The 26,323-nt window shown below is 41.1% G+C and carries 17 protein-coding genes and 1 pseudogene; 10 read left to right on the forward strand and 8 right to left on the reverse strand.

The window, feature by feature from the left end; all coding sequences use genetic code 11:
- The first annotated feature begins 63 nt into the window (after nucleotides 1–63).
- The 3 genes from FHG64_RS02795 to FHG64_RS02805 all read left to right on the forward strand — a co-directional run bounded on the left by FHG64_RS02795 (nucleotide 64) and on the right by FHG64_RS02805 (nucleotide 5,393).
- On the forward strand, nucleotides 64–1,047 hold the full coding sequence (locus FHG64_RS02795; protein ID WP_139064977.1) for a type I restriction enzyme HsdR N-terminal domain-containing protein: 984 nt from the start codon (nucleotides 64–66) through the stop codon (nucleotides 1,045–1,047).
- A 90-nt stretch (nucleotides 1,048–1,137) separates the two neighbouring features.
- Nucleotides 1,138–2,394 carry a restriction endonuclease subunit S gene (locus FHG64_RS02800; protein ID WP_139064978.1) on the forward strand — a complete coding sequence of 419 codons (1,257 nt, stop codon included), beginning with the start codon at nucleotides 1,138–1,140 and terminating at the stop codon, nucleotides 2,392–2,394.
- Nucleotides 2,391–5,393 (forward strand): type I restriction endonuclease subunit R, encoded by a 3,003-nt coding sequence (locus tag FHG64_RS02805; RefSeq protein ID WP_139064979.1) that lies wholly within the window; start codon nucleotides 2,391–2,393, stop codon nucleotides 5,391–5,393. The genes FHG64_RS02800 and FHG64_RS02805 overlap by 4 nt, the downstream gene beginning before the upstream one ends.
- 420 nt (nucleotides 5,394–5,813) lie before the next feature.
- Here FHG64_RS02805 and FHG64_RS02810 read toward each other — a convergent pair whose 3' ends face one another.
- Nucleotides 5,814–6,071, reverse strand: coding sequence for a Txe/YoeB family addiction module toxin (locus tag FHG64_RS02810; RefSeq protein WP_139067877.1), 258 nt, complete (start codon nucleotides 6,069–6,071; stop codon nucleotides 5,814–5,816).
- Nucleotides 6,072–6,323: 252 nt separating this feature from the next.
- On the opposite strand from FHG64_RS02810, the gene istA reads away from it, so the two are divergent.
- Together istA and istB are read left to right on the forward strand one after the other, a co-directional pair.
- Entirely contained in the window at nucleotides 6,324–7,877 is a 1,554-nt protein-coding gene (istA, locus tag FHG64_RS02815; protein ID WP_139064980.1) for an IS21 family transposase, read from the forward strand.
- Between the two features lie 20 nt (nucleotides 7,878–7,897).
- Nucleotides 7,898–8,635 (forward strand): IS21-like element helper ATPase IstB, encoded by a 738-nt coding sequence (gene istB / locus FHG64_RS02820; protein ID WP_139064981.1) that lies wholly within the window; start codon nucleotides 7,898–7,900, stop codon nucleotides 8,633–8,635.
- A gap of 89 nt (nucleotides 8,636–8,724) precedes the next feature.
- On the opposite strand, the gene FHG64_RS02825 is transcribed toward istB, so the two are convergent.
- Nucleotides 8,725–8,979, reverse strand: a complete 255-nt coding sequence (locus FHG64_RS02825) for a type II toxin-antitoxin system Phd/YefM family antitoxin (protein WP_139064982.1) — start codon at nucleotides 8,977–8,979, stop codon at nucleotides 8,725–8,727.
- A 292-nt stretch (nucleotides 8,980–9,271) separates the two neighbouring features.
- Nucleotides 9,272–9,673, reverse strand: a complete 402-nt coding sequence (locus FHG64_RS02830) for a hypothetical protein (RefSeq protein ID WP_246054254.1) — start codon at nucleotides 9,671–9,673, stop codon at nucleotides 9,272–9,274.
- A 659-nt stretch (nucleotides 9,674–10,332) separates the two neighbouring features.
- On the opposite strand from FHG64_RS02830, the pseudogene FHG64_RS19500 reads away from it, so the two are divergent.
- Both FHG64_RS19500 and FHG64_RS02840 read left to right on the forward strand, forming a co-directional pair.
- A pseudogene (locus tag FHG64_RS19500) lies at nucleotides 10,333–10,494 on the forward strand (Lacal_2735 family protein); the annotation flags it as partial.
- A 1,582-nt stretch (nucleotides 10,495–12,076) separates the two neighbouring features.
- Entirely contained in the window at nucleotides 12,077–15,931 is a 3,855-nt protein-coding gene (locus FHG64_RS02840) for a M23 family metallopeptidase (protein ID WP_139064984.1), read from the forward strand.
- A gap of 293 nt (nucleotides 15,932–16,224) precedes the next feature.
- Here the strand turns inward: FHG64_RS02840 and FHG64_RS02845 are convergent, their stop codons facing one another.
- The gene (locus FHG64_RS02845) at nucleotides 16,225–16,452 is read right to left on the reverse strand and encodes a hypothetical protein (protein WP_139064985.1); all 228 of its coding nucleotides are present in this window, start codon (nucleotides 16,450–16,452) and stop codon (nucleotides 16,225–16,227) included.
- Nucleotides 16,453–16,545: 93 nt separating this feature from the next.
- Between FHG64_RS02845 and FHG64_RS02850 the strand changes: the two genes are divergently transcribed.
- On the forward strand, nucleotides 16,546–17,478 hold the full coding sequence (locus FHG64_RS02850; RefSeq protein WP_168191305.1) for a hypothetical protein: 933 nt from the start codon (nucleotides 16,546–16,548) through the stop codon (nucleotides 17,476–17,478).
- A 378-nt stretch (nucleotides 17,479–17,856) separates the two neighbouring features.
- On the opposite strand, the gene FHG64_RS02855 is transcribed toward FHG64_RS02850, so the two are convergent.
- Nucleotides 17,857–18,486, reverse strand: coding sequence for a DNA-formamidopyrimidine glycosylase family protein (locus tag FHG64_RS02855; protein ID WP_246054256.1), 630 nt, complete (start codon nucleotides 18,484–18,486; stop codon nucleotides 17,857–17,859).
- 171 nt (nucleotides 18,487–18,657) lie between these two features.
- Complete coding sequence (locus tag FHG64_RS02860; protein WP_139064988.1) at nucleotides 18,658–19,416, reverse strand: DUF72 domain-containing protein; 759 nt, start codon at nucleotides 19,414–19,416, stop codon at nucleotides 18,658–18,660.
- 654 nt (nucleotides 19,417–20,070) lie between these two features.
- On the opposite strand from FHG64_RS02860, the gene tnpA reads away from it, so the two are divergent.
- Nucleotides 20,071–20,523 (forward strand): IS200/IS605 family transposase, encoded by a 453-nt coding sequence (gene tnpA, locus FHG64_RS02865; RefSeq protein WP_139064989.1) that lies wholly within the window; start codon nucleotides 20,071–20,073, stop codon nucleotides 20,521–20,523.
- A 1,284-nt stretch (nucleotides 20,524–21,807) separates the two neighbouring features.
- Here the strand turns inward: tnpA and FHG64_RS02870 are convergent.
- Complete coding sequence (locus FHG64_RS02870; protein ID WP_139064990.1) at nucleotides 21,808–22,305, reverse strand: SRPBCC family protein; 498 nt, start codon at nucleotides 22,303–22,305, stop codon at nucleotides 21,808–21,810.
- 213 nt (nucleotides 22,306–22,518) lie between these two features.
- Nucleotides 22,519–24,387 carry a hypothetical protein gene (locus FHG64_RS19295; RefSeq protein ID WP_174760398.1) on the reverse strand — a complete coding sequence of 623 codons (1,869 nt, stop codon included), beginning with the start codon at nucleotides 24,385–24,387 and terminating at the stop codon, nucleotides 22,519–22,521.
- A 360-nt stretch (nucleotides 24,388–24,747) separates the two neighbouring features.
- Here FHG64_RS19295 and FHG64_RS02880 point away from each other — a divergent pair, with 360 nt between their 5' ends.
- Entirely contained in the window at nucleotides 24,748–25,803 is a 1,056-nt protein-coding gene (locus FHG64_RS02880) for an IS110 family RNA-guided transposase (protein ID WP_139064991.1), read from the forward strand.
- The last annotated feature ends 520 nt before the right edge of the window (nucleotides 25,804–26,323 follow it).

Here is a 26,323-nt window from a genome sequence, read left to right on the forward strand (position 1 = left end):
TTGCAGATTATCTGTCAAAAATGTCATTTTTGACTACCTTTTAAAAACCTGCTAAACACAAATATGGAAAATTGGAATAAACTCTGCTACTACCTTTCTGAAAAAATTCAAACAGACATTCCAGAGAATGAGTTTGAACCAATTGTAGAAAAAGGTTTAGAAATCTTAGGTTGGGATGAATTTTCTGGAGATTTTGAAATTAGACCCAATTATCAATTAGGATCGACTAAAAATAGTCTAAGACCGGACTTCGTAGTAAAACAAAGTGAAACAGGGGAAAAATTATTTGTAGTAGAAATCAAAAGGCCCAAGGTTCCATTAAGTAGTCAAAATCAAACGCAGTTATCAACTTATATGCGCCAATTCAAATTGGATTTTGGAATTTTAATCGGACCACAAATTCAAATCTTCTATGACGGCAATCTAAACATAAATGAAAATGCGACTTTAATTGAAAATATTGAATTTAAACGTGACAACGAAAAAGGAAAACATTTTGTAGATCTGTTTTCAAAAGAATCTTTCAATAAAAATGAATTGTATGATTTTGCTAAAAGGTCATTCAAGAAGATCAATGAAAGAGAAACAGAAAAGGAGATAAAAAAAGAAATATTATCGAATGATTTTAAAGAAGTTGTGTGGGATCTTATAATTAAGAAACTATCGACAGAATATGATATTAATTTGGTCTCTAAAGTTATAGAAAACATTAGGCTCGAAATCTCCGAAAAAAATTCCCAAATTCCCGAAAAGGAAAGGGCATTTAAAAACAACAATTATTCAGGAGAAATTTACTCAAATGACATTTTACCTATTCAATTAAATCCGCCTTCAGAAAAGGAATTTAAAGAAAGATTGCTGTCCTCTAAAACTGCCTATATTACGATCTTCTACAAAGATGGGAGAACCAGGCAAAAAGTCTGGAATGCCAATAGATTTAACGAAAGCTCCCATTTATTAGGAAACATCAGATCAAGACCTGATTTTAGAAATGGTAACTGGCAAAAACTGAAAATAGAAAAAGTATTAGTTTCAATTTACAAATGAGGTGAGAATGCTTGGCAACAATGAAAAATATAAACTGCTAAATACCTGTCAAAAATGGCATTTTTGACTACTAATTATAATCAATAACTAATGCCAGAAAACTGGAAAACATATAAATTAGAAGATCTTACAACAAGAGTTACAGTTGGCTTCGTTGGATCAATGGCTCAGGAATATGTTGAAAATGGCATCCCTATGCTGAGGAGTCAAAATATCAAACCATTTTGTTTGGATTATGGTAACCTAAAATATATTTCTCCCAAATTTCACGAGAAAATAAGGAAGTCAAGTTTAAAAAAAGATGACGTTGCTATCGTGCGAACCGGGAATCCTGGTACCGCTTGTGTAATACCCGAAGGAATACCTCAGTTAAATTGTTCTGATTTGGTAATTGCAACACCTAATAAATCTAAAATAGATCCTCACTTCCTAAGTTTTTACTTTAACTCAATAGCCAGAAATTATATTAGTTCGGAATTAGTAGGAGCAGTCCAACAGCATTTTAATGTTGGTTCTGCTAAGAAAATGGAAATTAAACTTCCAAAGATAGAGGAACAGCATAAGATCGTTTCCATTCTTAAAGCTATTCAAGACAAGATCGAGCTCAACCTCCAGATGAACAAAACCCTGGAAGAAATGGCTATGGCTTTATACAAACACTGGTTTGTTGATTTTGGGCCGTTTCAGGATGGGGAATTTGTAGCTACTGAATTGGGGGAAATTCCGAAGGGATGGGAGGTGAAATCCATAAGTGCATTTGGCAAAATTGTCTGCGGTAAAACTCCATCTAAAAAAGATCCTGATAACTTTACTCAAATTGGTGGTTACCCTTTTATAAAAATACCTGAAATGCACGGTAATGTATTTCTTACTGAAACATTAGAAAAAGTATCTGAAAAAGGAAATCAAATTCAAGCAAAGAAATTATTGCCTTCGGGTTGTATTAATGTTAGTTGTATTGCAACCGTAGGATTAGTTACCATTAATGCATTTCCGTCACATACAAATCAACAAATCAATTCCATAATTCCGGAGAAAACAATTTATCGGTATTACTTATATTTAACAATGATTTCATTAAAGGAAAGGTTTCTAAATGAAGCGAGTGGTGGTTCAGCAACATTAAATATGAATACCTCTACCTTTTCAAATATTGAAATTCTTAAACCTGATGAGGAAACTCTTCAGAAATTTTCAGAAATGACTACATCTATTTTCAGTAAAATTCTTCAAAATCAAGAAGAAAACCAAACCCTCACCCAACTCCGCGACACCTTATTGCCAAAACTCATCAGCGGGGAAGTCCGCGTGAAAGACGTGGAGAAAACCTTAACAGAAGTCTTATGACACAAATGATCGAGATCACGGTGCAAAAGGCTGCCATAGAGTGCCTTCAGGAGTTGGGGTACACTTATAAAGTTGGCAATTCCCTGCAGCGGGATCTCAAAAAGGTGGTTTTGGAGGAGGATCTACGGGAATTTTTAGTCAGTTCCTATCCCGACGTTCCGGCAACCGCCATTAACGAAGCCCTGGCTGCTTTTACGCAGCACCAGGGAATGGATCTCGATCACCGCAACCGCGATTTTCATCTTAAAATGACCCAGGGGATTTCCATTACCTGGAAAGATGCTTCGGGCAAAGAACAGGCCCGGCACCTCTACCCTATCAATTACAAGGAACCTGAGAAAAATACTTTTGTGTGTGCAGATGAAGTGAAGATCGTTGGCAAGAACAGCCGGCGCACAGATCTGCTCATCTTCATCAACGGACTTCCGCTCATTGTTTTTGAATTCAAGAATATGTTTGATCCCGAGGTGGGTGTGGAAAACGCGCATCGGCAAATTGGGCATTACTTTCAGGATATTCCACAGCTGTTTGATTACAATGCCATCACGGTAGTTTCAGATGGGCTGGAAACCCTGCACGGGATGTACAACTCCTCCCTAAAGTGGTTTGCTCCGTGGAAAAGTGTACACGGGGATGACCTTCAGCAGCAACAGGAACTTCAGCTGGAAACCTTGCTGAAGGGATTATTTCCGAAGAAAACCTTATTAAATTACCTGCAAAACTTCATTTTCCACGAAGACCACAACGGGAAAATAATCAAGAAAGGCGCAAAATATCACCAGTACTGGGGCATCAAAAAAGCGGTGGACTCTGCGGTAGAAAATATAAAACCCGCGGGTGACGGCCGTCTGGGGGTGATCTGGCACACGCAGGGATCTGGCAAAAGCATTTCGATGGCCATCCTTACCGGGATCCTAAGGCAAATGCCCGAAATGAAAAATCCCACCATCCTCATCCAGGTAGACCGCAATGACCTGGACCAGCAACTCTATGAGAATTTTGTGCTGTGCAAAGACCTGGTAGGCCACGTACAACACGCCGACACCACAGATGAGCTGCGGGCCCTGCTGAGCACCGATGGCGGCGGGGTGATCTTTACCACCATTGAGAAATTTCGGTTAAAAGAACTGGCTTCGGGAAAAGAGCTCTCCCACCCTGTACTTTCTGAACGTTTCAACCTTATCGTGATGGCAGATGAAGCCCACCGCACCCAGTACGGGTTCCATAGCGGCGGCTTTGCGCAGAACATAAGGCGCGCCCTGCCCAATGCCTCCTTTATAGGCTTCACCGGAACTCCCGTAGATGGCAAAGATGCCGATACCCAACAGGTTTTTGGCCCCACCATTCACACCTACGATATCAAACAGGCCGTGGAAGACGGTGCCACGGTGCCCATTTATTACGAGCCAAAAATGGTTCCGCTCAACATCAAAGCCAAATATGATAAGGAGCTGGATGAAATGGAAGAAGATGAGGACGAGGAGAACAATGCCGTTTGGGCCGCGATAGAAGATGCCGCCGGGGCTGCTGACCGCGTGGAAAGGGTTGCCAAAGACATCCTCACCCATTTTAAGGCCAGGACAGAAAGCCTGGAAGGCAAAGCGATGATCGTTTGTATGAGCCGAAAGAACTGCGTAAAAATGTATAATGCCCTCACCGCGCTGGAAGCTTGCCCTGAAATAGTCGTGATAATGACCGGAAACATTAGCAAAGATCCGCCGGCCTGGAATCCTCATATACGAACCAAAGATGCGATGGAAGCCATAAAAAAACGTTTCCGCACGCCTGAGGACCCGTTACAAATTGTGATCGTTCGCGATATGTGGCTCACGGGATTTGATGCCCCCTGCGCCCATACGATGTATGTAGATAAGATAATGAAAGGCCATAACCTGATGCAGGCCATAGCGAGGGTGAACAGAGTCTTTAAAGACAAGCCCAACGGACTCGTAGTGGATTTTATAGGCATTTCCGGTTTTTTGGCCGAAGCCACCAAAAAATACACCGCCGGCGGTGGGGAAGGAAAACCCACGCTGGATCTTGAAGTAGCGGTGAAACTTTGCCTGAGGCAGTTTGAGAAAGTGAAGGATCTGATAGGTGAATTTTCTGCGGAAGGTCTCAATGCAATGACCGATATGGACAAGATGAAATGGTCCAGCGGAGTGGTGAACAATCTTCTGAAATCTGATCCTGTGACCGATGCCTTTTTGCTCGAAGAGCGGAAGCTGGCAGAACTGGTGGCAATGACCAGTTCAGATAAGCGAATTTGGGAGATACAGGAAGAGCTGGCGATCATTCAGAAGATAAGGCAACTCATAAGAAAGATCAAGTTCCCTCCCGGTCCGCGCAGGGAAAAGAATGAAAAGATAAAAGACCTGATAAGCAAATCCCTGGAATCGCAGGAGATTGTAGACCTGGCAAAAATGTACAATCTGGATAAGATCGATATTTCCATAGTAGACGACAGGTTTCAGGCCATTGTAAAGGAAAAAGGCGACGAGAACATCAAAGTAGAATTGCTGCGCAGGATCATCAATGACGAGATACGGGTGCGAATGCCAAAAAACATCCGCCGGATGCGCAAGCTGAAAGACGAGCTGGAAAAAGTGCTGAGCAACTACCACCGGAATTCATTGGATTCCATCGCCGCCATCAAGCACCTGCTGGATATTGCCAATGAATTTCAGCAGGATGACATCAGGACAAAACAACTCGGTTTAACCGAGGACGAGCTTGCTTTTTATGACCTTTTATCAGCCAACGAAAAGCTACTTAACCAAACCGGCCCCATCCAGGATCTGGTCCACAAAGTAGTAGATTCGGTAAAGAAAAACCTCCAGCTCGACTGGACCAAAAAAGAAGACGCGAGAGCCGCCATTCGCTTAGCTGTTAAAAAAGAATTACGCGGCAAAGTGCCATTTTCTGAACTGGACAATTTACTGAAAGAGGTGATCGAACAGGCCGAGGGGCAGTATGGGGATTGGCCTTTGGAGGCGTGAGGGGTTGTTGGTTGTCGGTTGTCGGTTGTAGGTTGTAGGTTGTAGGTTGTAGGTTGTAGGTTGTGGGTTGTGGGTTGTGGGTTGTGGGTTGTGGGTTGTGGGTTGTAGGTTGTGGGTTGTCTGTTGTCTGTTGTCTGTTGTCGGTTGTCGGTTGTCAGTTGTCAGTTGTCGGTTGTAGTTGAAAAAAGCGAACCCGTTGGCGCGGATTTGCAATCCGTGACGACGACCTCAGCCAACGAGGGCTGATGATATTTAGAAGATAATTATTTAAAAAACCACTGCACGTCAGTTCGAGTGTTTTTTACTGCAGCGATAGCGGAAGGAAAAAATGAATCGAGAACAGGTTGGTAGTTCCAAACTCCCTCGTGTCCTGGCTCGAGCTGACGAGAATCCTTTTACCCCATTGACAGCAGTACTTTGCTAATCATAATGAAATCTGCATTTCGCGATTAAAATTTCTTCTTCTTTATATTGATAGATCAATCTGTGTTCACTATCAATTCGTCTTGACCAAAATCCGGCGTATTTATGTTTTAAAGGTTCCGGTTTTCCAGGTCCATCAAAAGGGTGGCGAGCAATGTCTTTTAGAAGTTCGTTAATTTTCTTTAGTTTTTTCTTATCCGTTTTTTGCCAGTATAAATAATCCTCCCAGGACTCGTCAACAAATATATACTTCATCTGGCTATTTCGGTTCGAATTGTGCCAGTGATTTCGGTCGGTTAGTGCCAGGCATTTCGGTTTGATTTGTGCCACTTTTTGGCAGCAATGAAAATCATAACGGTTCAAATTGTGCCAGTCATTTCGGTTTGATTTGTGCCACTTCCGGAATTCAAGGAACCATAACGGTTCGTTTTGTGCCAGTCGTATCGGTTCGTTTTGTGCCACTTTGGAAGATCAAGTAATATCTTGTTGCAAAAAATGTAATAAGATATGGCCAACACCCTTGATCCGATGGACTTAAAACAAATTATTACCTTAAAACTGGATGGTTTTAGTAACCGTAAAATCGGTGCTACTCTGGGCATCTCCCGAAACACTGTCAACAGCTACATGAAGCTTTTTAAGGCCAGTGACTATTCTTTTAAAGAACTACTATCCTTTGATAATGCACGCCTGGATGCGCTTTTTCCTTCACATACCACTATTGATAATGAGCGGCATGATGAACTGATGCTCTACTTTGAAGGGGTCAATAAGGCCCGGAATCATCCTGGTTTTACGTTTTTATACCATTATCAGGAATATGCACAACATGCTTCCCAGCCTTATAGCTACACGCAGTTTATGGAGCATTACCGGCGTAAATATGCTAAGGTCAAAGGTTCTATGAAACTTGAGCACGAAGCAGGTAATGAGATGTACATTGATTATACGGGCAAAAAACTGCATATCGTTGATAAAGACACTGGAGAACTTATTCCCGTAGAAGTATTTATTGCTATCCTTCCTAACAGCCAGTATACTTACGTAGAGGCTAGTCAAAGCCAGAAACGGGAGGATCTTATCACTTCTTGCGGTAATGCATTACATTTTTATGGAGGTGTGCCTAAAGCCATTGTATCAGATAACTTAAAATCTGCAGTGACCAGGGCAAGTAAATATGAGCCGGAGATCAACCGAAGCTTTAAAGACTTTGCCCGCCATTATAACTGTGTGATCAATCCCACCCGCAGCTATGCTCCACAGGATAAAGCTCTGGTGGAGAATGCAGTCCACCTGGTCTATCAACGGATTTATTATCCCTTGCGGGAGATGACCTTCTTCTCCTTAAAAGATCTAAACCGGGAGATAAAACGCCTGCTTGTTACCTATAATAATTTACTGTTCCAGCGAAAGGAAGCCAGCCGCAGGGAACTCTTTCAATCCATAGAGCGGGAATACCTAAAACCCTTGCCTACATCTGCCTATGAGATCAAGGATTATAAACGTGCAAAGGTTCAGAAGATGGGATATGTATACTTCTCTCCAGATAAAAGTTATTATAGCGTTCCTTACCGATACATCGGCAAAAAGACTCTGATCCATTATACAAAAAGTGTGGTAGAGGTTTATTATAACCACGTTCGAATTGCCCTGCATCAGCGAAATCCTGTTAAGGGAACCTACACCACAAATACAGAACACTTAAGTAGCACCCATAAAGGATATACCTCCTGGAGTCCTGAATACTTTAAAAACAAAGCCGCTGCGCATGGGGCTAACGTAGTGAGCTGTGTAGAAAAGATCCTTGCTGACAGTGACTATCCTGAAACAGGTTACAAACGGGTGATGGGGCTTATCATGCTTCACAAGTCCTACAGTTCCCAGAGGCTTGACAATGCGTGTAAAAGAGCTTTGCAGGCAGATGCGGCTTCATACAAGCGGATCAAAAAGATATTAGAAAACAACCTCGACCAAAGCTCCCTCTTTTACCAGGACCTTGAAGAAGATAAGACCCATATTCCATCCCATCAAAACATTAGGGGTGCTGCTGCTTACAAGTAAAACTCATTTAAATCAGAAATATGAATAACAATCAAACTATTGAAAAATTAAAACAAATGCGATTGGGTGCTATGGCCCAGCTACATCATCAGTACGTGAACAACAATCAACTAAACGATATTACTGCCGATGAATACCTGGCACTACTGGCAGACCACGAATGGGAGGATCGCGAGAACCGAAAGATTGACCGTCTTTTTAAACAAGCAAACTTTAGGCAGAAAGCAAGTCTTGCTGAAGTGAACTACACCTCCAGTCGTAATCTGGATAAGAATATGTTTGTACGCCTGGGATCCTTGGACTTTATAAGCAGAAGAGAAAATGTTATTCTCACCGGTGCCTCCGGTGTTGGTAAAAGCTATTTAGCCCAGGCTTTAGGCCACCAGGCTTGCCTTATGGGGTATAAAACTGTATACTCAAATACAGCCCGCCTTTTTAAAAAATTTAAACTTTGTAAAGTTGATGGAACCTATCTTAAAGAACTCAATAAACTTCTTAAAGCAGATCTACTCATCCTTGATGACTTTGGACTTCAGGCCTTCGATAATCACGCAAGAGAGACCTTAATGGATATTATAGATGACCGCTACAATAAAACATCTACTATACTATCCTCTCAAATACCGGTATCTGCATGGTACGATATTATTGGAGAAGGAACTATTGCTGATGCGATCCTGGACAGAATTGTAAACTCATCTCACAGGATAGATCTCAAAGGAGAATCATTAAGAAAAGGAGTTTTAAAAAACGAGTAACATTAATTTTTTATATAATTGCAGTATCTTTCAAAGTGGCACTGTTTGAACCGAAATCAGTGGCACGGTCACTCCGAAATAGCCATCATCTAATTATCGATTAAGTCCTTGTTGAAAGTCTTTCCGTTTTTTAGTTTATTAATTGCAGAATCCAGTCGTAACTCATTCTTTCGGGAGGACAATTCGTGATTTGTTGCCATTAAGGAATTGTATTCCTGTAGCGACATCACGACAATTCCAGAATCCTTACCTCGATTTATAATCAGAGTTTCAAAGTTTTTCACAACCCTGTCTAAATAAGTTTTCATATCCTTTCTAAAATCGGAAACAGTTGTTATTTGCATAATATCGGATTTTATATAGTACAAATATATGTACAAAATATTGTGCGTACAATTTTTTCGCATTGCTGTCAGCAGAGGTGATGAGAAATCCTCAGTTTCCACTGTTCAGGAATTAATTCGGATCATTCGTCAGTTGGAGATTTTCGGCAGGAGGCTTAGTGATATAAATAAAAACTTAAAAAAAGAAAAACTGCGCCAGGATGGCAAAACGATAGACAGCATTGTAAAAGCCAAAAAAGGCGGGAGGTTAAAAATTGCCTCCCGCTTTTTTATTTACTGTATATAAAAATATTTACTGCGAATGTAAAATCCGTACCATTTTGGGTTTTAAAGATTCTCCCTCTCTCTCCACTTCCACTTCAAGCCGTTGTCCCTGCTGGAGGGCGTCAAAATCCACCTGCTCCCCGTTTCGCATAAATTGAGTGTCGTTGGAAGTGTATAATTCAAGGGTCCTGTTATCATCCAGGTCGAGGTAGATCTCGTTCTGTTCGCGATCCACTATCCTGGCCGTGCCGGTATAGGTGCCGGAAGCTACCACATCTGTATCTTCCAGTTCTTTGGTTTCCCGGTCGCCCATGACCTTTTCTGTAGCATCATTATCCAAACTCCTGGAATCCCTGTTTTCGTCTTTACAGGACTGGAGCCCGGTTAAAAAGATGAATGCTGCGGAAAATAATAAAATTGTCCTTTTCATGTCTGTTTACATTTGAAATTCAACAGCAAGTTAGGAGATGCATTTTTTTCAGCCGATTATTTAAAGAAAGTTTAGCGGTAAAGGATTGATATTTTAACACATTTTATAAAAATAGAGGCTAGACCGGTATCGCTTATAGAATATAGACTTTTAAGGTGTTTGTTCTAACTCACAATCAGGGAAATTCCAAATTCCAGGCCAATGTTGTCCGATTAAAATATGTAAAATTTCTATTAACCCTTTCTATATATAGTCAAAGGACATATCAACCTCGACCAGGGGGTAGTTTTGGATTTAAATAGTTTAGGGAATTTCAAGTTATTTAGCAGAATGTAAGAAACTATTTTCCAGGCGCTCAGATTTTAGTCTAGGTTCTATATTCTAGCAGCGGAGCGGTCCAGACTCTTTTTCCGGACAACAATGATTCCAGGCACCTAATTCCAAATTCCAAGCAACAAAATCCAAATTCCAAAATACACTCTGAAACCCAGATTTTTTCTAATCCACGAAACGTCATGCAGAGACTGCAAAACAGAAATCTTTAAGCAGAGATGAAAAAAATACCTTCAGCAATAATTAATTTTGTTTAATTATTACACCGATTCATTAAACATTCTGTATCTTGTAGAAAAATTCATTCACTTTAAAACTACAAGACTATGTTCGGATTATTCAAAAAGAAAACAGAAAAGGAAAAATTACAGGAGAAGTACCAGCAGCTGCAAAAGGAGTCCTTTGACCTCTCCACCAGCAACAGGAAATTAAGCGATCAAAAAGCCTTTGAAGCTGAAGAGGTCATGAAACAACTTGAGAAGTTAAAATCCCCCAGCCCCCAAAGGGGGAGTAAAAAACTTCTTGTTTTTAGGCACCAACAAACTAGCCACGTCATGCTGGACTTGTTTCAGCATCTGGTGTCTGGGGGAGTACCACCGCTTTCACCTGCTGTTGCCACTTAAGCCCGTTTCTACTACCAATAAAAATTACGGTATAACTCTACTCCTACTCCCCCAGAACCCTTCCGTCTTGAGCGGTAGGATGATTTGCTTAATAAAATAATTTTAGCCGCTCAATCCACCTTCCCTTGAAAAAAGGGAAGGAGCTTTTGGTTTTTGTATATTTAGAAATACATAATTAAAATAAACTAGCCATGTCATGCTGGACTTGTTTCAGCATCTGGCGTCCTATTCAGGAGATTTATCTTCATACTGCACCTGTTCTGAAATACCGCTCCCGATAAAACAAAAGCGTTGCCTTAGCATCCCTTCTTTGCCCAATTCTCCACCAAAGCCTCCTTTCACGTTAGACCCTGGAAAAATTTACCATTGACGTGTTTTGTAAAAATCTGTAAATCAGTACATTAAAAATAAAATTTTAATAGCTCTTTTAGGATTTCAAATTCCTAAACGTCAATCTCCTACGCTAGGTAATTTTTTTACCGCAGGTCTCAGGGTGACGGTGGCGAGGAAGGTCACCCAAATCTAGCGAAACCTCCCCCCGTCATGCTGGACTTGTTTCAGCATCTAACGTCCTGGGAAAATAAATTAGCTTCCTACTGAGCATGTTTTCAAATACCGCTCCTCTCAAGCCCTGAAAGGGCGTCATACATCAGCGAGGGGTGCAGCCCCTCGAAAAATGAACCCTCACCATATCAAGCCCTGAAAGGGCGCAATTAGTACAGACTATTATGCGAGATGTTTTCATGCTCTAGATTCACATTTTCTTTTTCTTCCCGCTGCGTGAGGTCTCCTATAACAGCGCCTCCTTCAGTCCCAGACTTTCAGGACCTTACTCTTCCTAAAATAAAATATAATATAATACTAAATCTTCCTGAAGTCTCTTGACCTCACCTTCATTTTATTAGAACCTGGAAACGGTTTTTCCCTCTTAATCAAAATTCTTCCAAACGTGAGGAGACGTTGGGATGTGCTGCGAGATCAACATGTTTGGATTGGCTCAAAGACAGGAGACTTCGCAGCGAGGATTTTTGCAGAGCTTGTTTTTTTTTGCTTCCCATGATTTACCCTTGGAATCGGGAATTCCCTACGGTTCCTATTGTTTAGGGAGGAATATGATGAAATGATCCCGGGCAATTATAGGTGAAAATAAGTACATCCCGGTCAAACTATTTTAAATAATTTTAATTAATTATAGTTCCTATAAAATTACCTTCATAGCCGGTAATATTTTTTCGATGGAAGGAAGCAGGTAAGATCAACTAGTCCTGCTCTCTTAAGCCTTAAAAAAGCTTTTCATTAAGTAGTTATTGGTGTAGCCTATATACGTACGCTTGTATCAGCTACCCGAAGTCACATAGCCTAAGTGCAATGGCACTTTATCCTTTCTTTTTCTACCGGAAAGTTTGTTTTTATTTCATTTGACGCCATCCCACAAAATCGTATTCCCATGAGTCCTATAATTAATTTAATCAAAACTGAATACCACACCCTCCAACCACAGGAAATCCTACAATCAAGTCCTATTGTTTTAATGGGAGTGACCACTAAAATGGAGAAGCTTCTAAAAACAAAGGAAATTTTCTCTGTATTCGACCTTTCCTCCTCCAAACTATTCAACGACGCCGTTTCCATTTCAAAGGTGGATGAAAATATTAAAAATCCTTTTCATTTACATGGACAGGCTGCCAGTGATATGGTAAAAAATAATATTACCCCCCTTGCAGAATTACCCTTTGCAGGTATAGAGGTCCTGGATCTAATAGAACAGAATGAAATTCAGGATTTTAAACAGACTTTAAACGTGGAAACAGTAAGGGACCTTGCTATTTTTCCACCTTTTACCGCTGCGGTTAAGATCCTGAATTCAGTATATTTTCCCGAATCCCAAGTGGGCTTTGATCCCGAAGCACCTACAGATCTCATTCCAAAAACCGGAGAATATCCCACCGAGCGTGTTCAATTTACTACTCTTCTTTTGGATGAAATCCATTCAAAAGGTACTTCTATAGACTTAACCAGTGATAATTTTTCTCCCATTGATATTGGGAAAGTCACCAATATGACCGGGTTCGAAAAAATCGCAACAGGAGCTCTTTTAACTTTTAATCAATCCTGGTTCATGCAGGGGGTGACCCTGGGTCAATTATTACATAGTACAGCACTTGCGCCGGGAGAGAGTACACGTATTGTGGTTATTGACTGGTCCAGAAAAACCCGGGCTTCCCAAACTGAAAGTATAACAGAGCAGGATGAATTGACTAATGAAACCAGACATGCAAGGTCCATCAATGAAGTGACCAATGCAGTGGCTACTGAAGCGCAACAAGGTTTCTCTGAATCCTCCTCCTCTTCAACAAGCCTACAGGTGGGAATTAGTGAAGCGGGGGACTCCGGTTTGCTTGGAGCCATCTTTGGAGGAGGATCTGGTGGATATTCTGAAGCGTATGCAGAGAATTCTGCCGCGGCTACAAGTTTTTCCTCTTCCTGGGGGCAGCGGGAAGTGGCAGCGTCCATGGCTCAACACATTAATGACAGGACCCATCAACATGCGCATTCTACCAGATCCAGAAGGGCATCTGTAGTAAAAGAAGTATCACAATCTGAACACGAACAAGTAAGTTCACGCGTCATCACCAATTATAACCACATGCATGCCTTAACGATCCAGTATTATGAAGTGGTACAGGTTTACAGGGTGGAAGTGGAATTGAACAAGGCCGAAAAATGTCTATATATTCCACTAAAATTAATTGACTTTTCAAAGGAAGAGATCATAGAAAAATTCAGGCTCACCCTCCTTAGAAGTGCATTAAGCAGGGATATTAGACAGCTTTTGATGAATTATGAGGTGGTTGAGTTTGCGCCCGGAAAGGATCTTAAAAAATATCCTAATTTAAACCCGGCACTTATTAATGCTATATCTACCGGGATTTTAAGTACTGCAGTAATGTCTGCCGGCACCTCCCATATCTCAAGAAGAATCTCTGCAGATGATCCTGAAACTAATGACAAACCAAAAATTTCCTTTAAAAAACCAATAGCACAACAGATCCTGGATGGCCTGTGGTCAGAATCTCAATTGTCTCACATCTCGAACATGTTTGACATTTCTATTATAAGGCCAAAGTCAAGTTCAATTTTTATCCCTGTTGATGCTTTGATTAAAGAAGCAATGACCAACGATGAAAAACTTTCTATTAAAATTTACTTGAAAAATGGAACAATCGTAGAATCACTAACGACAGAAATTTCAGTTTCAAATATTACAAAGATCTCTGTTAAAGGTAGCCATCCAGATAAGGATATCCTGGGGAAAGTAACCCTTACGCTAAGCAAAAACGGAGTCATTTTTCCACTGGAATTACCAACTGTCACCGTGAACAAGGGTTCCAATGAAACTATCATTGTGGTAGTGAATAATGCAGGCATAAATAAAAACCTAAAAGAGCATTTAAACGGCAACAAGCTGCACTATAGCCTCGCAATTTTTAGATCCCTGGATACTGCTCAAATGGCAGCTTTATTAGCAGGCTATACCTATAAAGTAAGCAACAAAAATATTCCGGTTTCTCAATTGGTAGATCCAAAACCAATAGGATATGTTGGAAATTATCTTGTCTTTAAAATGACAATTGATACTACCCTGGATGCTGAATGGGAAAAATGGCTAAAAGAAAGGAATGTAAAGAAAGGTATTAAAAAACAGGATATTGTTCCCCTTTCAAGTGGTGGTGTGTTTGCCGAAGCCGTGTTAGGCCGTTTCAATTGTGCTGAAAAACTCGATATCACAAGGTTCTGGAACTGGCAGGATTCACCTATTCCAATCCAACCTGCAGAAATAGCAGCTATCCAAACAGGCAGCCGCGCCACCCAGGAAAATGTTACCCCGGGGCAATTGAGTAATCCCATTATTAATATGCAGGCTCCCACCACCCTCCCAGATCCGACCGGAATGGCGGGAATTTTAGCTGCTATTCAAAATGGAAATATGTTTAGGGATATGAGTGGCCTCTCTGCCACTATTGGTTTGGCTCAGGCAGCTTTACAGGCTACCACACAAGCCGCTACCGCAGCCGGTCAACAAGCTGGAACAAATATGTCAACACATTTACAGGCACAGGTAGAAAGAGCCAAGGTAATTGGAGATTTGGCAAAAGCGGCGTTGACAGCTTACACCGGGGTACCGTTAGATGGCGATAAGGAAGCTGCAGGTAAAAATGCTTCGAAGGATGGCGCCAAAATAAACTATTTTGATAAAAATAAAACCGGTGGTACGGAGAAAGGCGAAACCCCATCAAGTCCCAATCCTCCGGCAAACTCGTCTTCAAAAGGCAAAACTTCATCTAATTATACAGATAATCCCGCGGCGTTGAGCTCGGTATGGGGTTCAGCAGGCCAGTCACAGGGCGAGCTTATTAATCAGCTTGGAGAGATCCTGGATAAAGGAGTTGGTGGAGGAAATTCTGCAGTGGCGGCATCTACATATTCTTTTACACCGCAAACTGTAGAATCCAAATTTGAGCATACTTCAAATCCCAGATATCATCAAAAAATCACATTTAAGGAAGAGGTAACCAAAGATAAAATTATATTTTCTGCTTCGAACGCCACAGAAGATTATATTGAAATATATGTCAGTTTCTCAGATTTGGTCAATATGGAATCTGAACCCGGGGATATTTCAGGGAAACCGGTTCTTTTGGCTCCCGGGGAATCTGATAAACATATTGCCAAACTTAAAATGAAAGATCCCGGGGTGCAACCGTCCTATAAAGTATCCAGGAATTTTTCCATAGGGGATTCTGCTGCTTCAAGTGATGGCACTTTATTCGCCCTTCCATATAAGAAGAATAAGAAGTTTGAGGTATCTCAAACCTTTAGTGGAACTTCTACCCATAATAATGCTCAAAACCAACATGCCGTTGATTTTTTAATGCCTCTGGATACCGTTATTTGTGCCGCAAGAGCTGGAAAAGTAGTAGATCTTGAAGATTCATATCCTAATAATACCAATGATAATTCAAAATTGAATTATATAAGGATCCTTCATACCGATAAAACTTACTCGCAATACCTCCACCTAACAAAAGATGGAGCCACTGTAAGTCTGGGTGATACTGTTACCGAAGGGCAGGCTATTGGAAAATCTGGTAATTCCGGGAAATCTTCCGGACCCCATCTTCATATTTCGGTGGCTAAAGGAGCAGGTGATGGTACTTTGAAAACTATAAACTGGAAGTTCAAGGATAAAAATGGAGATTCTTTTATTCCAGAAAAAGGAAAAGAATACAAAAATGAATAAAGTTTCCAATAACCTTAAAGCGTCAGTTCGAGACCTGCGGTAATAAATTACCTCGCGTAGGAGATTGACGTTTAGGAATTTGAAATCCTAAAATGGCTATTAAATTGTATTTGTAATTGGTTGATTTACAAGTTTGTAAAAACACATCAATGGCAGCGAATTTTTTCTACCGGCAGGGACAAGAAATTTGTATCGAGACCTCTTGGGAGTTAGAACCACGCGAGAGGTCTCGATACATTTTTAAGTATATAAGATTTCATCCAGATTCCAGCAGCGCAACGGTCCATACTCTTTTATCTTCCAACCTTCCGCAGCAATGAAAAACCTTGAAATCCTTCAGCAAGAAATAGAGACCCTACCAGAAAATACCCAAATATCCCCATAACCCATATGTATCCATAATCCCTAAATTTCAGATAATAAGATTCCGAAGCTTTGTAGTTCCTTACAATCCTCCCCATTTTTATGAACGTTAGGAGCTTGATTTCTGCCTCAGGACCTTCAGCAGGTGAATTAACCATTCTAAACCAAATATTATGAGAAATGCAATTTTTACTACTTGGATGTCATGCTTTCTTTTCTTATTATTCTCTTGTAGCCATGAGGAGGAAACCTTGAAAGAAGCAGCCCCGGGAAAGGCCACCCTTTCCTTTGCAGCGGTATTAAATGATCTACTCCCTGGCAGGGAAGCAGATAAACAGCAGTTGGGAAATATCCCCCAATGTAGTGAGGAAGCACCGGCATTTGTAGAAGTGGTGGTAACCCATCTAGAAGTACCGGTTGCAGGGACCTTTCAGGAACCGCTAAGGATCAAAGTCCACCGCGACAGCCAGGGAAATTACTTTACAGCAGAGCGGGCAGAACTGGAACTGAACGAGGGTATTTACCACCTCGAATACTTTAGGGTACTGGATGAAAACCAGGAGGTGATCTGGATCGCGCCCAGGGAAGAAGACGGAGAGATCAATTTTGCCGGGATGGTGGATTCTCCCCTGCCGCTCGAGATCGACCTTCGCGCGGGCACAAAAAAGTATGTTCCTGTAGATGTCATTTGTTTTGACGACCGGCTCGTAAACCTCTACGGCTACCTCTTCTTTGACCTGCAAACCAACGAGGCGATCAAGTTCTGTATTTTCGGAAATTACTGTGATGAAACAGGCAGGCATATAGATGCAGTAAGCTACAGTGTAAGTGTCTGGAATTTTAGCGGGATTGAGGCTGCTCCAAAAGGAGCCGTTCTGTATGAAGAATTGCAAAATGCCATTGTAATAGAGGATGATTTTGAAAATGAAATATCTGTCACCTATGCTATTCCCTTGTGTTTGGCGCTGCCCGATACCCCCGGACAGGATGAATATTATTTCGAGATCTCCCTGCAGGGCTTTGGGGAATCAAATTCATTAATAAGAAGCGGGGTTATTACAGATGAGGATGTAAGGTCACTTTATGATGGGGATAACAATGTGGATTATTACCACTTCCGGGAAGGGAATTGCAATTTAGGAGATTCACCTGACTTATTTGAGGATGTAGCTGAAGGAATTTAGTGACTCTTTTAGCACCTAACAAAACCGAATATTACAAAGTACCGGAGATCTTATTTCTGCAACTGGCCTGCAGAAAATAATATTTATTAAAGGAACAGTCCGGTTCTATGGAAGTGAAGCGTGGTATACATAATCCTTCTCAAAACAAGAAACCTCATAGCCTGGCACACTGTGAGGTTTTATTAGTATTGTCATAGTGAGGGAAAATTTTTCCTCCCTTCAGGAATTATATGTTTATAATGGTAAAGAATATAAATCTCTTGTTTCCTGGGATACGCCATATCGTAAGGTTTATATTCTGTACTAAAGGCACAATGTCTCCTTTGAGTTATCATTTCTCTACCCATAGATCCCAACCATCTGCTTTTTATCCCACACCTATTTATATAAAACCTGACAATTGGTACAGATAAAACTCCTGCGTTTTTTCGTTCCGGTTTGTTTCTTAATTATTGGAAGATCGCATCTTAAGCACTCCTTTTTTGTATGCGCTAGCCAATGTTTTTTTAACTCGTACGCTCTCTTCCATTCCAAAAAATCAAAACTGTAATTACGGGTTTCGCCTATAATTTTGTTGAGTTTTGTATTTGGTATTTCTCCTATGGTCGATTCCGGATGCACCCTAACCCGATAAAGTACTTCATTTTTGATAATGTTTCCAACTCCCGCGAAGATATCCTGATCCAGAAGTGCATCGCAAATAAGCGCATTAGGGATTGCTTTTAATTTAGCCTTTGCCTTCTTTTTATCCCAATGCTCATTCATCACATCGACGCTCCAGTCGTAATGCTTGTCAATATCCCCTTCAAGATATTTGAGTGAACAGGCATAAAAATTAATCTCCCCGTGCCTGAATTTGAGATGGAGTTTTATTTTCCTGTCGGGCTTTTTTTCGTCTATTGTATAACTGCCAAACATTAGGAAATGAACCTTTATTGTAAAGCCCCCGAAGCAAATGAGAAAATGCTTTCCCCAACTTTTAAACTCAGTTATCTTTTTACCAGGCAACCTTTCCTGGTCAATTTTATCATAACCGTCTACGGCAATGATCTTTTCGCCTGCAAATTTTGCGACCGCTTCTTTAACTAATACTATGGAAGGCCCTCTGGCATAAGCTTTAACTGGAGTGAAGAAAATTAAGTTTTGTGTTGCTGAATTTCATCACGTTTTTTTTATTGGTTATTGAACAAATCGGTTAAGCGTGGTTAAATTATCAAATGCATCCCCCATTGTGTTATTAAAATATGCAAATACCGTCTTTCCTTCTTCTCTCCACGCATTTATAAGAGCTGCGTATTCCTTTAGAAATTCTTCGGAATAGCTTTCCCGGTAATTCCCTGTGGGGCCATGAAATCGAAGATACAAAAAACCCGATTTTTGATTTATTAGCGGGGTGGCCGACTTTGGGATGTCCTGAATGACCATTGTCGCTTTGTAAAAATTCAGCAAGTCATAGACATCCTCATGATACCAGGAGGTGTTTCGAAACTCTACCGCAACCTTCCATTCATTTGCAGGATCTATATCATTAATACAGCTTAACAAATTTCCTAATTGCCTGGCATATTCCCTCCCTATAGAAGGGGGAAACTGAATAAGCAAACATCCTTTCTTTTCTTTGACAGCATTGATGGAATTAAAAAAAGCAACTACATCTTCTTTATTGAAATTGAATCCTTTGCTGTGTGTTATTTCTTTCCACAGTTTAAAAGTGAACCTGAAACCTTCAGGTACCATTGCAGACCATTTACCCACTGTTGCCGGCTGCGGAATTTTATAGAACGTACTATTAAATTCAATACTGTTAAAGTAAGAGGCGTAATAAGTCAACCTGCTGGCATTTTTAAATTCCGGCGGAAATAAGTATTTGGGAACAGGCAACTGCAAGCCGCTAAGACCTGAATAAAACTGATGTCGAGAACCGGGAGGAGTATTCATTTTTTATCTGTATTTCTATTGATTGTTGTCCGGTTAAAAAGTCTGGACCGCTACCGCTGCCAGAATCGAGAACCTGGACTTTATATTATAGGTCCTAAAAAATAGACCATTCACCCTCTGCGGAATAATTTAAGAATTCAAAAAAAAAAATTCAAATCCACCCCCCCTCGAAAAAAGAACCAAATCCATATCAAGCCCTGAAAGGGCGCAATCAATCAGCAAGTGATGCAGCCCCTCGATCTTCGAATCCCATGAAATCAAGCCCTGAAAGGGTGCAATCAATCAGCAAGTGATGCAGCCCCTCGAAAAAAGAACCACATACAAATCAAGCCCTGAAAGGGCGAAATCAATCAGCGAGGTGTGCAGCCCCTCGAAAAAAGAACCACATACAAATCAAGCCCTGAAAGGGCGCAATACATCAGCGAGGGGTGCAGCCCCTCGAAAAATGAACCCTCACCATATCAAGCCCTGAAAGGGCGAAATTCCCCCAGCAAGGGATGCAGCCCCTGGAAAAAGAACCACATACAATTCAAGCCCTGAAAGGGCGCAATACAGATAAAATAGCTATATTAATCTCTGTAATAGCCTAATGACTAAACGAGGTTAAATAAAAATATTAAGAATTCCTGAAGGGGCGAAATAAAATTTTTAGCAATGGGACAAACTCTGGTGAAGAATTATTTACACCTAATTTTCAGCACAAAACATCGTGAACCGCTAATTAAACCATCTGTGGAAGAAGAGCTTCACCGCTATCTGGGTGGTATTTGCAAAAAGCTTGATTGCCATGCGCTTATAATTGGAGGACACAATGACCACGTGCACATACTTTGTCTTTTATCTAAAAAAATAGCTTTGATGAAATTAATTGAAGAGTTAAAATCTCATTCCTCAAAATGGATAAAAACAAAAGGGTTGGAATATGAAAATTTCTATTGGCAGAATGGATACGGAGCTTTCTCAGTAAACCCTTCTGAAGTTGATAAAGTGAGTACATACATCACCAATCAATTTGATCATCATCGCAAAAGAACATTTCAGGAAGAATATCTCACCTTTTTAAATAATTATAATGTGGACTATGACGAAAAATATGTTTGGGATTAATATCGAAACAACCTAATTGCGCCCCTTCAGGGCTTTCATTTATATCCGGTTTTAATTCCTCCCCCTTCAGGGGAGGCTGATATATTTCGCCCCTTCAGGGCTTTGATGCGGGTGCTATTGTTAATATCACCCGAATTAACTTAGAACCCTGAAAGGGCGCCATCCATCAGCGAGAGGTGAAGCCCCTCGAAAAAGAATCAAATCCATATCAAGCCCTGAAAGGGCGCAATACATCAGCGAGGGGTGCAGCCCCTCGATCTTCGAATCCCATGCAAATCCAAGCCCTGAAAGGGCGCAATCAATCAGCAAGTGATGCAGCCCCTCGAAAAAAGAACCACATACAAATCAAGCCCTGAAAGGGCGAAATCAATCAGCGAGGGGTGCAGCCCCTCGAAAAAAGAACCACATACAAATCAAGCCCTGAAAGGGCGCAATACATCAGCGAGGGGTGCAGCCCCTCGATCTTCGAATCCCCTTTTATCAAGCCCTGAAAGGGCGGCATCCATCAGCGAGGGGTGCAGCCCCTCGGAAAAAGAATCAAATCCATATCAAGCCCTGAAAGGGCGCAATACATCAGCGAGGGGTGCAGCCCCTCGAAAAAAGAACCACATACAAATCAAGCCCTGAAAGGGCGTAATACATCAGCGAGGGATTCAGCCCCTCGAAAAAGAACCAAATCCATCTTAAGCCCTGAAAGGGCGAAATCAATCAGCGAGGGGTGCAGCCCCTCGATCTTCGAATCCCATGCATATCAAGCCCTGAAAGGGCGCAATCCATCAGCGAGGGGTGCAGCCCCTCGAAAAATGAACCCTCACCATATCAAGCCCTGAAAGGGCGCAATCAATCAGCGAGGGGTGCAGCCCCTCGATCTTCGAATCCAATGCAAATCAAGCCCTGAAAGGGCGAAATTCCCCCAGCAAGGGATGCAGCCCCTCGAAAAATGAACCCTCACCATATCAAGCCCTGAAAGGGCGCAATCAATCAGCGAGGGGTGCAGCCCCTCGAAAAATGAACCCTCACCATATCAAGCCCTGAAAGGGCGCAATCAATCAGCGAGGGGTGCAGCCCCTCGATCTTCGAATCCCATGCAAATCCAAGCCCTGAAAGGGCGCCATCCATCAGCGAGAGGTGAAGCCCCTCGAAAAAGAATCAAATCCATATCAAGCCCTGAAAGGGCGCAATACATCAGCGAGGGGTGCAGCCCCTCGAAAAAGAACCAAATCCATATCATGCCCTGAAAGGGCGCAATAGAATCCTTCCGAAAATCTGTAGGAAACAACGGGATCAATCATAATACAACTCCTCATCTTCGGGCAAAACCTCCTTCCACCTCCCACTTTCCGCAAAATCCTTAATGACCTTATTTCGGTTTTTCAGAAAATTGGTCATATATGATTTAAGGACCAATTGGCTTGCAATTTTTCCCAGAACTCCAAGCGGTGCCTCAAAAATAAACACATCTTTCATTAAGGTTCCATCCTTTGCAGCAATGAAATGATGCTCATGCCTCAGACTTTTAAAAGCACCTTTTTGCATTTCATCCACAAAGAGATGTGGCCTGTCAATCTCTGTTATTTTAGAGGTAAGATGTTGCCTTACCCCCAGGTGTTTTCCCCTGTAGGTTACGGTTTCACCCAGGTTGATCAATCCGCTGGTCCTTCCTGCTACTGCTTTTTCGTTGGAGCTGGTAACATATTTTGACTGTAGGTCAATACTTCTGGCAAGGTCAAAAACAATGTACCTGTTCGCTTTAATATGGGTATCCAATTTTATTACCGGCATCCTAAAAATTTTTTTTCACTAATTTAGGCTAATACCGTTGATTTTTAAAACACCAATTTAAAAGTCCAGGAAGAGATTTCTAGCAGGTGATCTATCTGGGAATTTAAATGGTTTCTCCTATTGTGGCATCCAACCCTCTTTTTTCACAGCACAATCTTTAAAACAACAAAACCGCCTTTGCAGACGGTTTTGAAGAATTTTTAAAATAAATTTTTAATACCCTGTAGAGGAATTTGGATTGGGCATATCCTCTACCGGAGCTTTGGCTCGTTTGGTCCATACCACCGGACTTAATTGCGCAATTGGCGTTACATCTATTTTTGCCACTCCTGCCAGTACGTGGGTGTTTGTGGTGTCATAGAACAAGGCAAAATCATTTGGCCCAGGTTCTATAACAGAGGCACAGGCAATAGTAAGATCATCTATACCTTCCATTATTGGATGCTCCCTGTTTGATGCTGAAGGAAGTATATTAATACCGCAATCTATTGCACCTCCTGTATTAAAGAGAACGGCTCCCATATTGGCCAGGAACTCATTTTGCACGCTTATATGGAAGTAGAACATTTCATGCTCTCCTACAAAAATGATCCTGCCCCCTTCAGAAGCAAAACTTTTTAACTCGTTAATTTCAGCTATAGTATAACTTACTGTAGGCATTACAAGGAATATAACTTTAACATCTGAAGGTATATTGGTAAGATCGCCTCCTGTAGAGAACACATCCTGAATTGTAAATCCTGCATTGGTCATTACATTTAGCATCGTGCCCCAGTTGGTATTATTACATTCTCCATTGGAAAAACAATTGGCACCCCGGCCGCGGTCCATCATTACAACATTTCCATTATTCCTTGAGCCCGTGGTGGTAAAGTTCACAAGATTTTGTACCAGCCGTACATTATCTGGATCCTCCATTAATTGGTTAAGGAATATATTATTATCATTGAATACAACGATATCCCGTCCAGGAACCTGCACACTTTCACAACCTCTGGCATCAACTGCTATCCCTGGTTCAGTATCGGGACACTCGTCTACACTGTTGGTAACCCCGTCATTGTCACAGTCGGCATTGGGATCGTTTGGATCACATTCTCCCCCGCCATTACCGTTTCCTCCATCACCCTCATCGAAGATTTCGGGAGAATCATCCAGGTTGCAGTTTCCTTCCCTGAAGTGGTAGTAATCTGTCGCATCCGGGCCATCGAAAAGATCCCTTACATCCTCATCTGTAATTACTCCAGATCGTATTACTTCTTCAGTAACATTCCCGTAAGCATCAGAATTGAGCAATGTGATCTCGAAATAATATTCATCTGTACCCTCTGTATCTGGTAAGGCAAGGCAAACGGGGGTACCCGCATAATCTCCTGCATCATTAAGGGTAACAGTATTGCTTACCCCTGCATATAATTGTGCACCGGTCTGGCCATTGCTGTAAGACCATACATCTACACTAAAGGCTGCCGGATAATGCCTGCCTGTTTCGTCGCAATAGTTACCAAAGATGCAAAATTCTATTGCGCGTGTTGGTGAGAGATCAAAGAACAAATAACCATATTCATTCACAAACCTGTCATCAAAACATATCACCGGTACCTCCACATATTTTTTAACACCGGCATTGAGATCTATTAAAAGTGGGAGGGGATTATCAAAGAATTCGGTAAAAACCCCGCCATTTGGTGCGAGCCATATAAGTTCCCCGGCCTCATTGTACACCCCGAAATAATCCAGGGAATACGTTCCTGGAGTTAATTCCAGCTCCGGTACCTCTTTAGTAAAATTTTGATTGGTCACCAGGTCTACCCTGAAAGGCTCCTGTTGGGTTCCCACTACATTGGAGCCATCCTGAGAAAGGATGATGCGCACATAATAAGGATCATCATCTGTACAGGCAGGAAGATCCTGCAGAGACTGTTTGTATGCCTGCCGGTTGGCTTCAAGGTCCTGTAAAAGGGAACCAAATGATAGGGTGGCCTTTTCTGTAACGTTTACCGCAACGTCCTCTTCCGTACTACAGGAAACTCCCAACACACATAGTGTGAGTGCAAATAAATACAAGTGAAATTTTTTCATAATAAAATGAATTTTGGTTTGATTAATATAAACTGCATATCTCTCCTTATAAGAAATTATAAATGCCTCAGATTAGGAAAGGGGGAACTTGACGGGGTTAAAAAATTTGTAGGGAAGGGTGATCAAAAAGATCTTTCTAAAATTAAAATAACTTAACAAAAGCACATATAGGTATTTTCACCCATAAAATACTGTAAAACAGAAGGTTGTCGGTTGTCGGTTGTCCGTTGTCAGTTGTCAGTTGTCGGTTGAAAAAAGTGGGAGAGGAAAGTGGAGAGGTCCTATGTTTGTATAAAAAAGCACAAGTTTCAGAAAAGTAGAGTAATTTAAAGGTGATAACTAACTCTAAAACTGAAACTTATGCAAAAGCAAGTTACAAAATTAGACTATACGGGCAAAGATATTTTTGTGGGCATTGACACTCATAAAAAGAGCTGGAATATTACGACAATGATGGGGCTATTTTCCAAAACCTTTAATGCACCTGCAAGTCCAGAGACTCTCCGGCATTATTTGGACAAGAAATTTCCCGGAGGAAACTATTTTAGTGCCTATGAAGCTGGATTTGCTGGATTTTGGCCTCATTATCAACTTCTTAAATTAGGGATTAATTCTATTGTGGTCAATGCAGCTGATATCCCTACGACCATTAAAGAGAAGGTTCAGAAGACAGATGTAAGGGACAGTAGAAAAATTGCAAAATCCTTGCAGAATAGAGATCTTACTCCCATCTATGTTCCCTCCCAGGACAGAAGTCTCTGCAGGTATAGAAATACTGTTGTAAAGGAATTATCCAGAACAAAAAACAGAATAAGATCGTTTATCAATTTAAATGGCCTCAAAGTACCAGAAGATATCCCAGAAGGGAGGTGGCCGAAAAGATTGATAAATTGGTTAAAAGAAATTGACTTGAGTTTGTCTCTACGGCTAACTTTAAATGGATTGCTGGAGGATTATGAGCGACTAGCTGAGAAAAAAAAATGCATTACAAAACAAATAACTGAACTCTCCAGAACCAGCAGATATGAACAAGATGTGAAACTGCTTCGGAGTGTACCAGGAATCGGACTGGTAATAGCTATGGCCTTTTTAACTGAATTAGAGAATATGAATCGGTTTAAAACTTTTGATCAACTTTGCAGTTTTATAGGCTTTGTTCCTTCCACAAAATCCTCTGGAGAAAAAGAAAGTGTTGGCGAAATTACCTCAAGAGCTCAGGTTATTTTAAGACCACTTTTAATAGAGGCTTCCTGGATAGCGGTTCAAAAGGATCCTGCATTAGCTTGCAGATATGCCGAATTATGTCACAAAGGTCTAATGCCAAATAAAGCAATCATTAGAATTGCAAAAAAGCTATTAAGAAGAATACGATTTGTTCTAAAGAACAAAGAACTATATAAATTAGAAGTTGTATAATCTCTATAAAATTTCAATCCAATGAGACCGTTCACTTTCCACTGCAGCGATTTTGCGACTGTTATCGGAGAGACTACGGCTCATTATTCTTTAATGCTGAACAAGACACTGCAGCGATAAATCGACTGCTCATAGAAGGCTGTTTTATAGAATTACAACATCCGGGCACCCCAGGTAAGCTATGAAGACCGTGAGTTTTCTTAGCCATACCCGACATTGAATAATTGTAAAACCCCTTAACAAGAAGGGGCTCTACTTTTTTCATCGTCATAAACCCTATTGCTGTTGAGTTGCTCTCCAGCAGAGCTCAATTTCTCTTCGGATTTATGACTTAAATTTATGAAATTTTTAGCTTCTGGAACTTGGTTTACAACATAGAAGTGGATAGTCAGGAGGTGTTATGTTGTAGCCTTAAGTATTCTTAAGGAAGAATAATAATTTTTTTTTGCCTGGTTTGATTTCATGGATTGAGGGAGTGTTGAAATATCCAAATTCCAAATGTCCAAATTCCAAATTCCAA

This window comes from Antarcticibacterium flavum, assembly GCF_006159205.1.
Taxonomy (GTDB): domain Bacteria; phylum Bacteroidota; class Bacteroidia; order Flavobacteriales; family Flavobacteriaceae; genus Gillisia; species Gillisia flava.

Coding starts and splice junctions, on each gene's coding strand:
- tnpA (WP_139064989.1), top strand. CDS start 20,071: ATGGGACAAACTCTGGTGAAGAATTATTTACACCTAATTTTCAGCACA.
- FHG64_RS02795 (WP_139064977.1), top strand. CDS start 64: ATGGAAAATTGGAATAAACTCTGCTACTACCTTTCTGAAAAAATTCAA.
- FHG64_RS02805 (WP_139064979.1), top strand. CDS start 2,391: ATGACACAAATGATCGAGATCACGGTGCAAAAGGCTGCCATAGAGTGC.
- FHG64_RS02845 (WP_139064985.1), bottom strand. CDS start 16,452: ATGGTTAATTCACCTGCTGAAGGTCCTGAGGCAGAAATCAAGCTCCTA.
- FHG64_RS02870 (WP_139064990.1), bottom strand. CDS start 22,305: ATGCCGGTAATAAAATTGGATACCCATATTAAAGCGAACAGGTACATT.
- FHG64_RS02800 (WP_139064978.1), top strand. CDS start 1,138: ATGCCAGAAAACTGGAAAACATATAAATTAGAAGATCTTACAACAAGA.
- FHG64_RS02860 (WP_139064988.1), bottom strand. CDS start 19,416: ATGAATACTCCTCCCGGTTCTCGACATCAGTTTTATTCAGGTCTTAGC.
- istB (WP_139064981.1), top strand. CDS start 7,898: ATGAATAACAATCAAACTATTGAAAAATTAAAACAAATGCGATTGGGT.
- istA (WP_139064980.1), top strand. CDS start 6,324: ATGGCCAACACCCTTGATCCGATGGACTTAAAACAAATTATTACCTTA.
- FHG64_RS02825 (WP_139064982.1), bottom strand. CDS start 8,979: ATGCAAATAACAACTGTTTCCGATTTTAGAAAGGATATGAAAACTTAT.
- FHG64_RS02830 (WP_246054254.1), bottom strand. CDS start 9,673: ATGAAAAGGACAATTTTATTATTTTCCGCAGCATTCATCTTTTTAACC.
- FHG64_RS02810 (WP_139067877.1), bottom strand. CDS start 6,071: ATGAAGTATATATTTGTTGACGAGTCCTGGGAGGATTATTTATACTGG.
- FHG64_RS19295 (WP_174760398.1), bottom strand. CDS start 24,387: ATGAAAAAATTTCACTTGTATTTATTTGCACTCACACTATGTGTGTTG.
- FHG64_RS02880 (WP_139064991.1), top strand. CDS start 24,748: ATGCAAAAGCAAGTTACAAAATTAGACTATACGGGCAAAGATATTTTT.
- FHG64_RS02840 (WP_139064984.1), top strand. CDS start 12,077: ATGAGTCCTATAATTAATTTAATCAAAACTGAATACCACACCCTCCAA.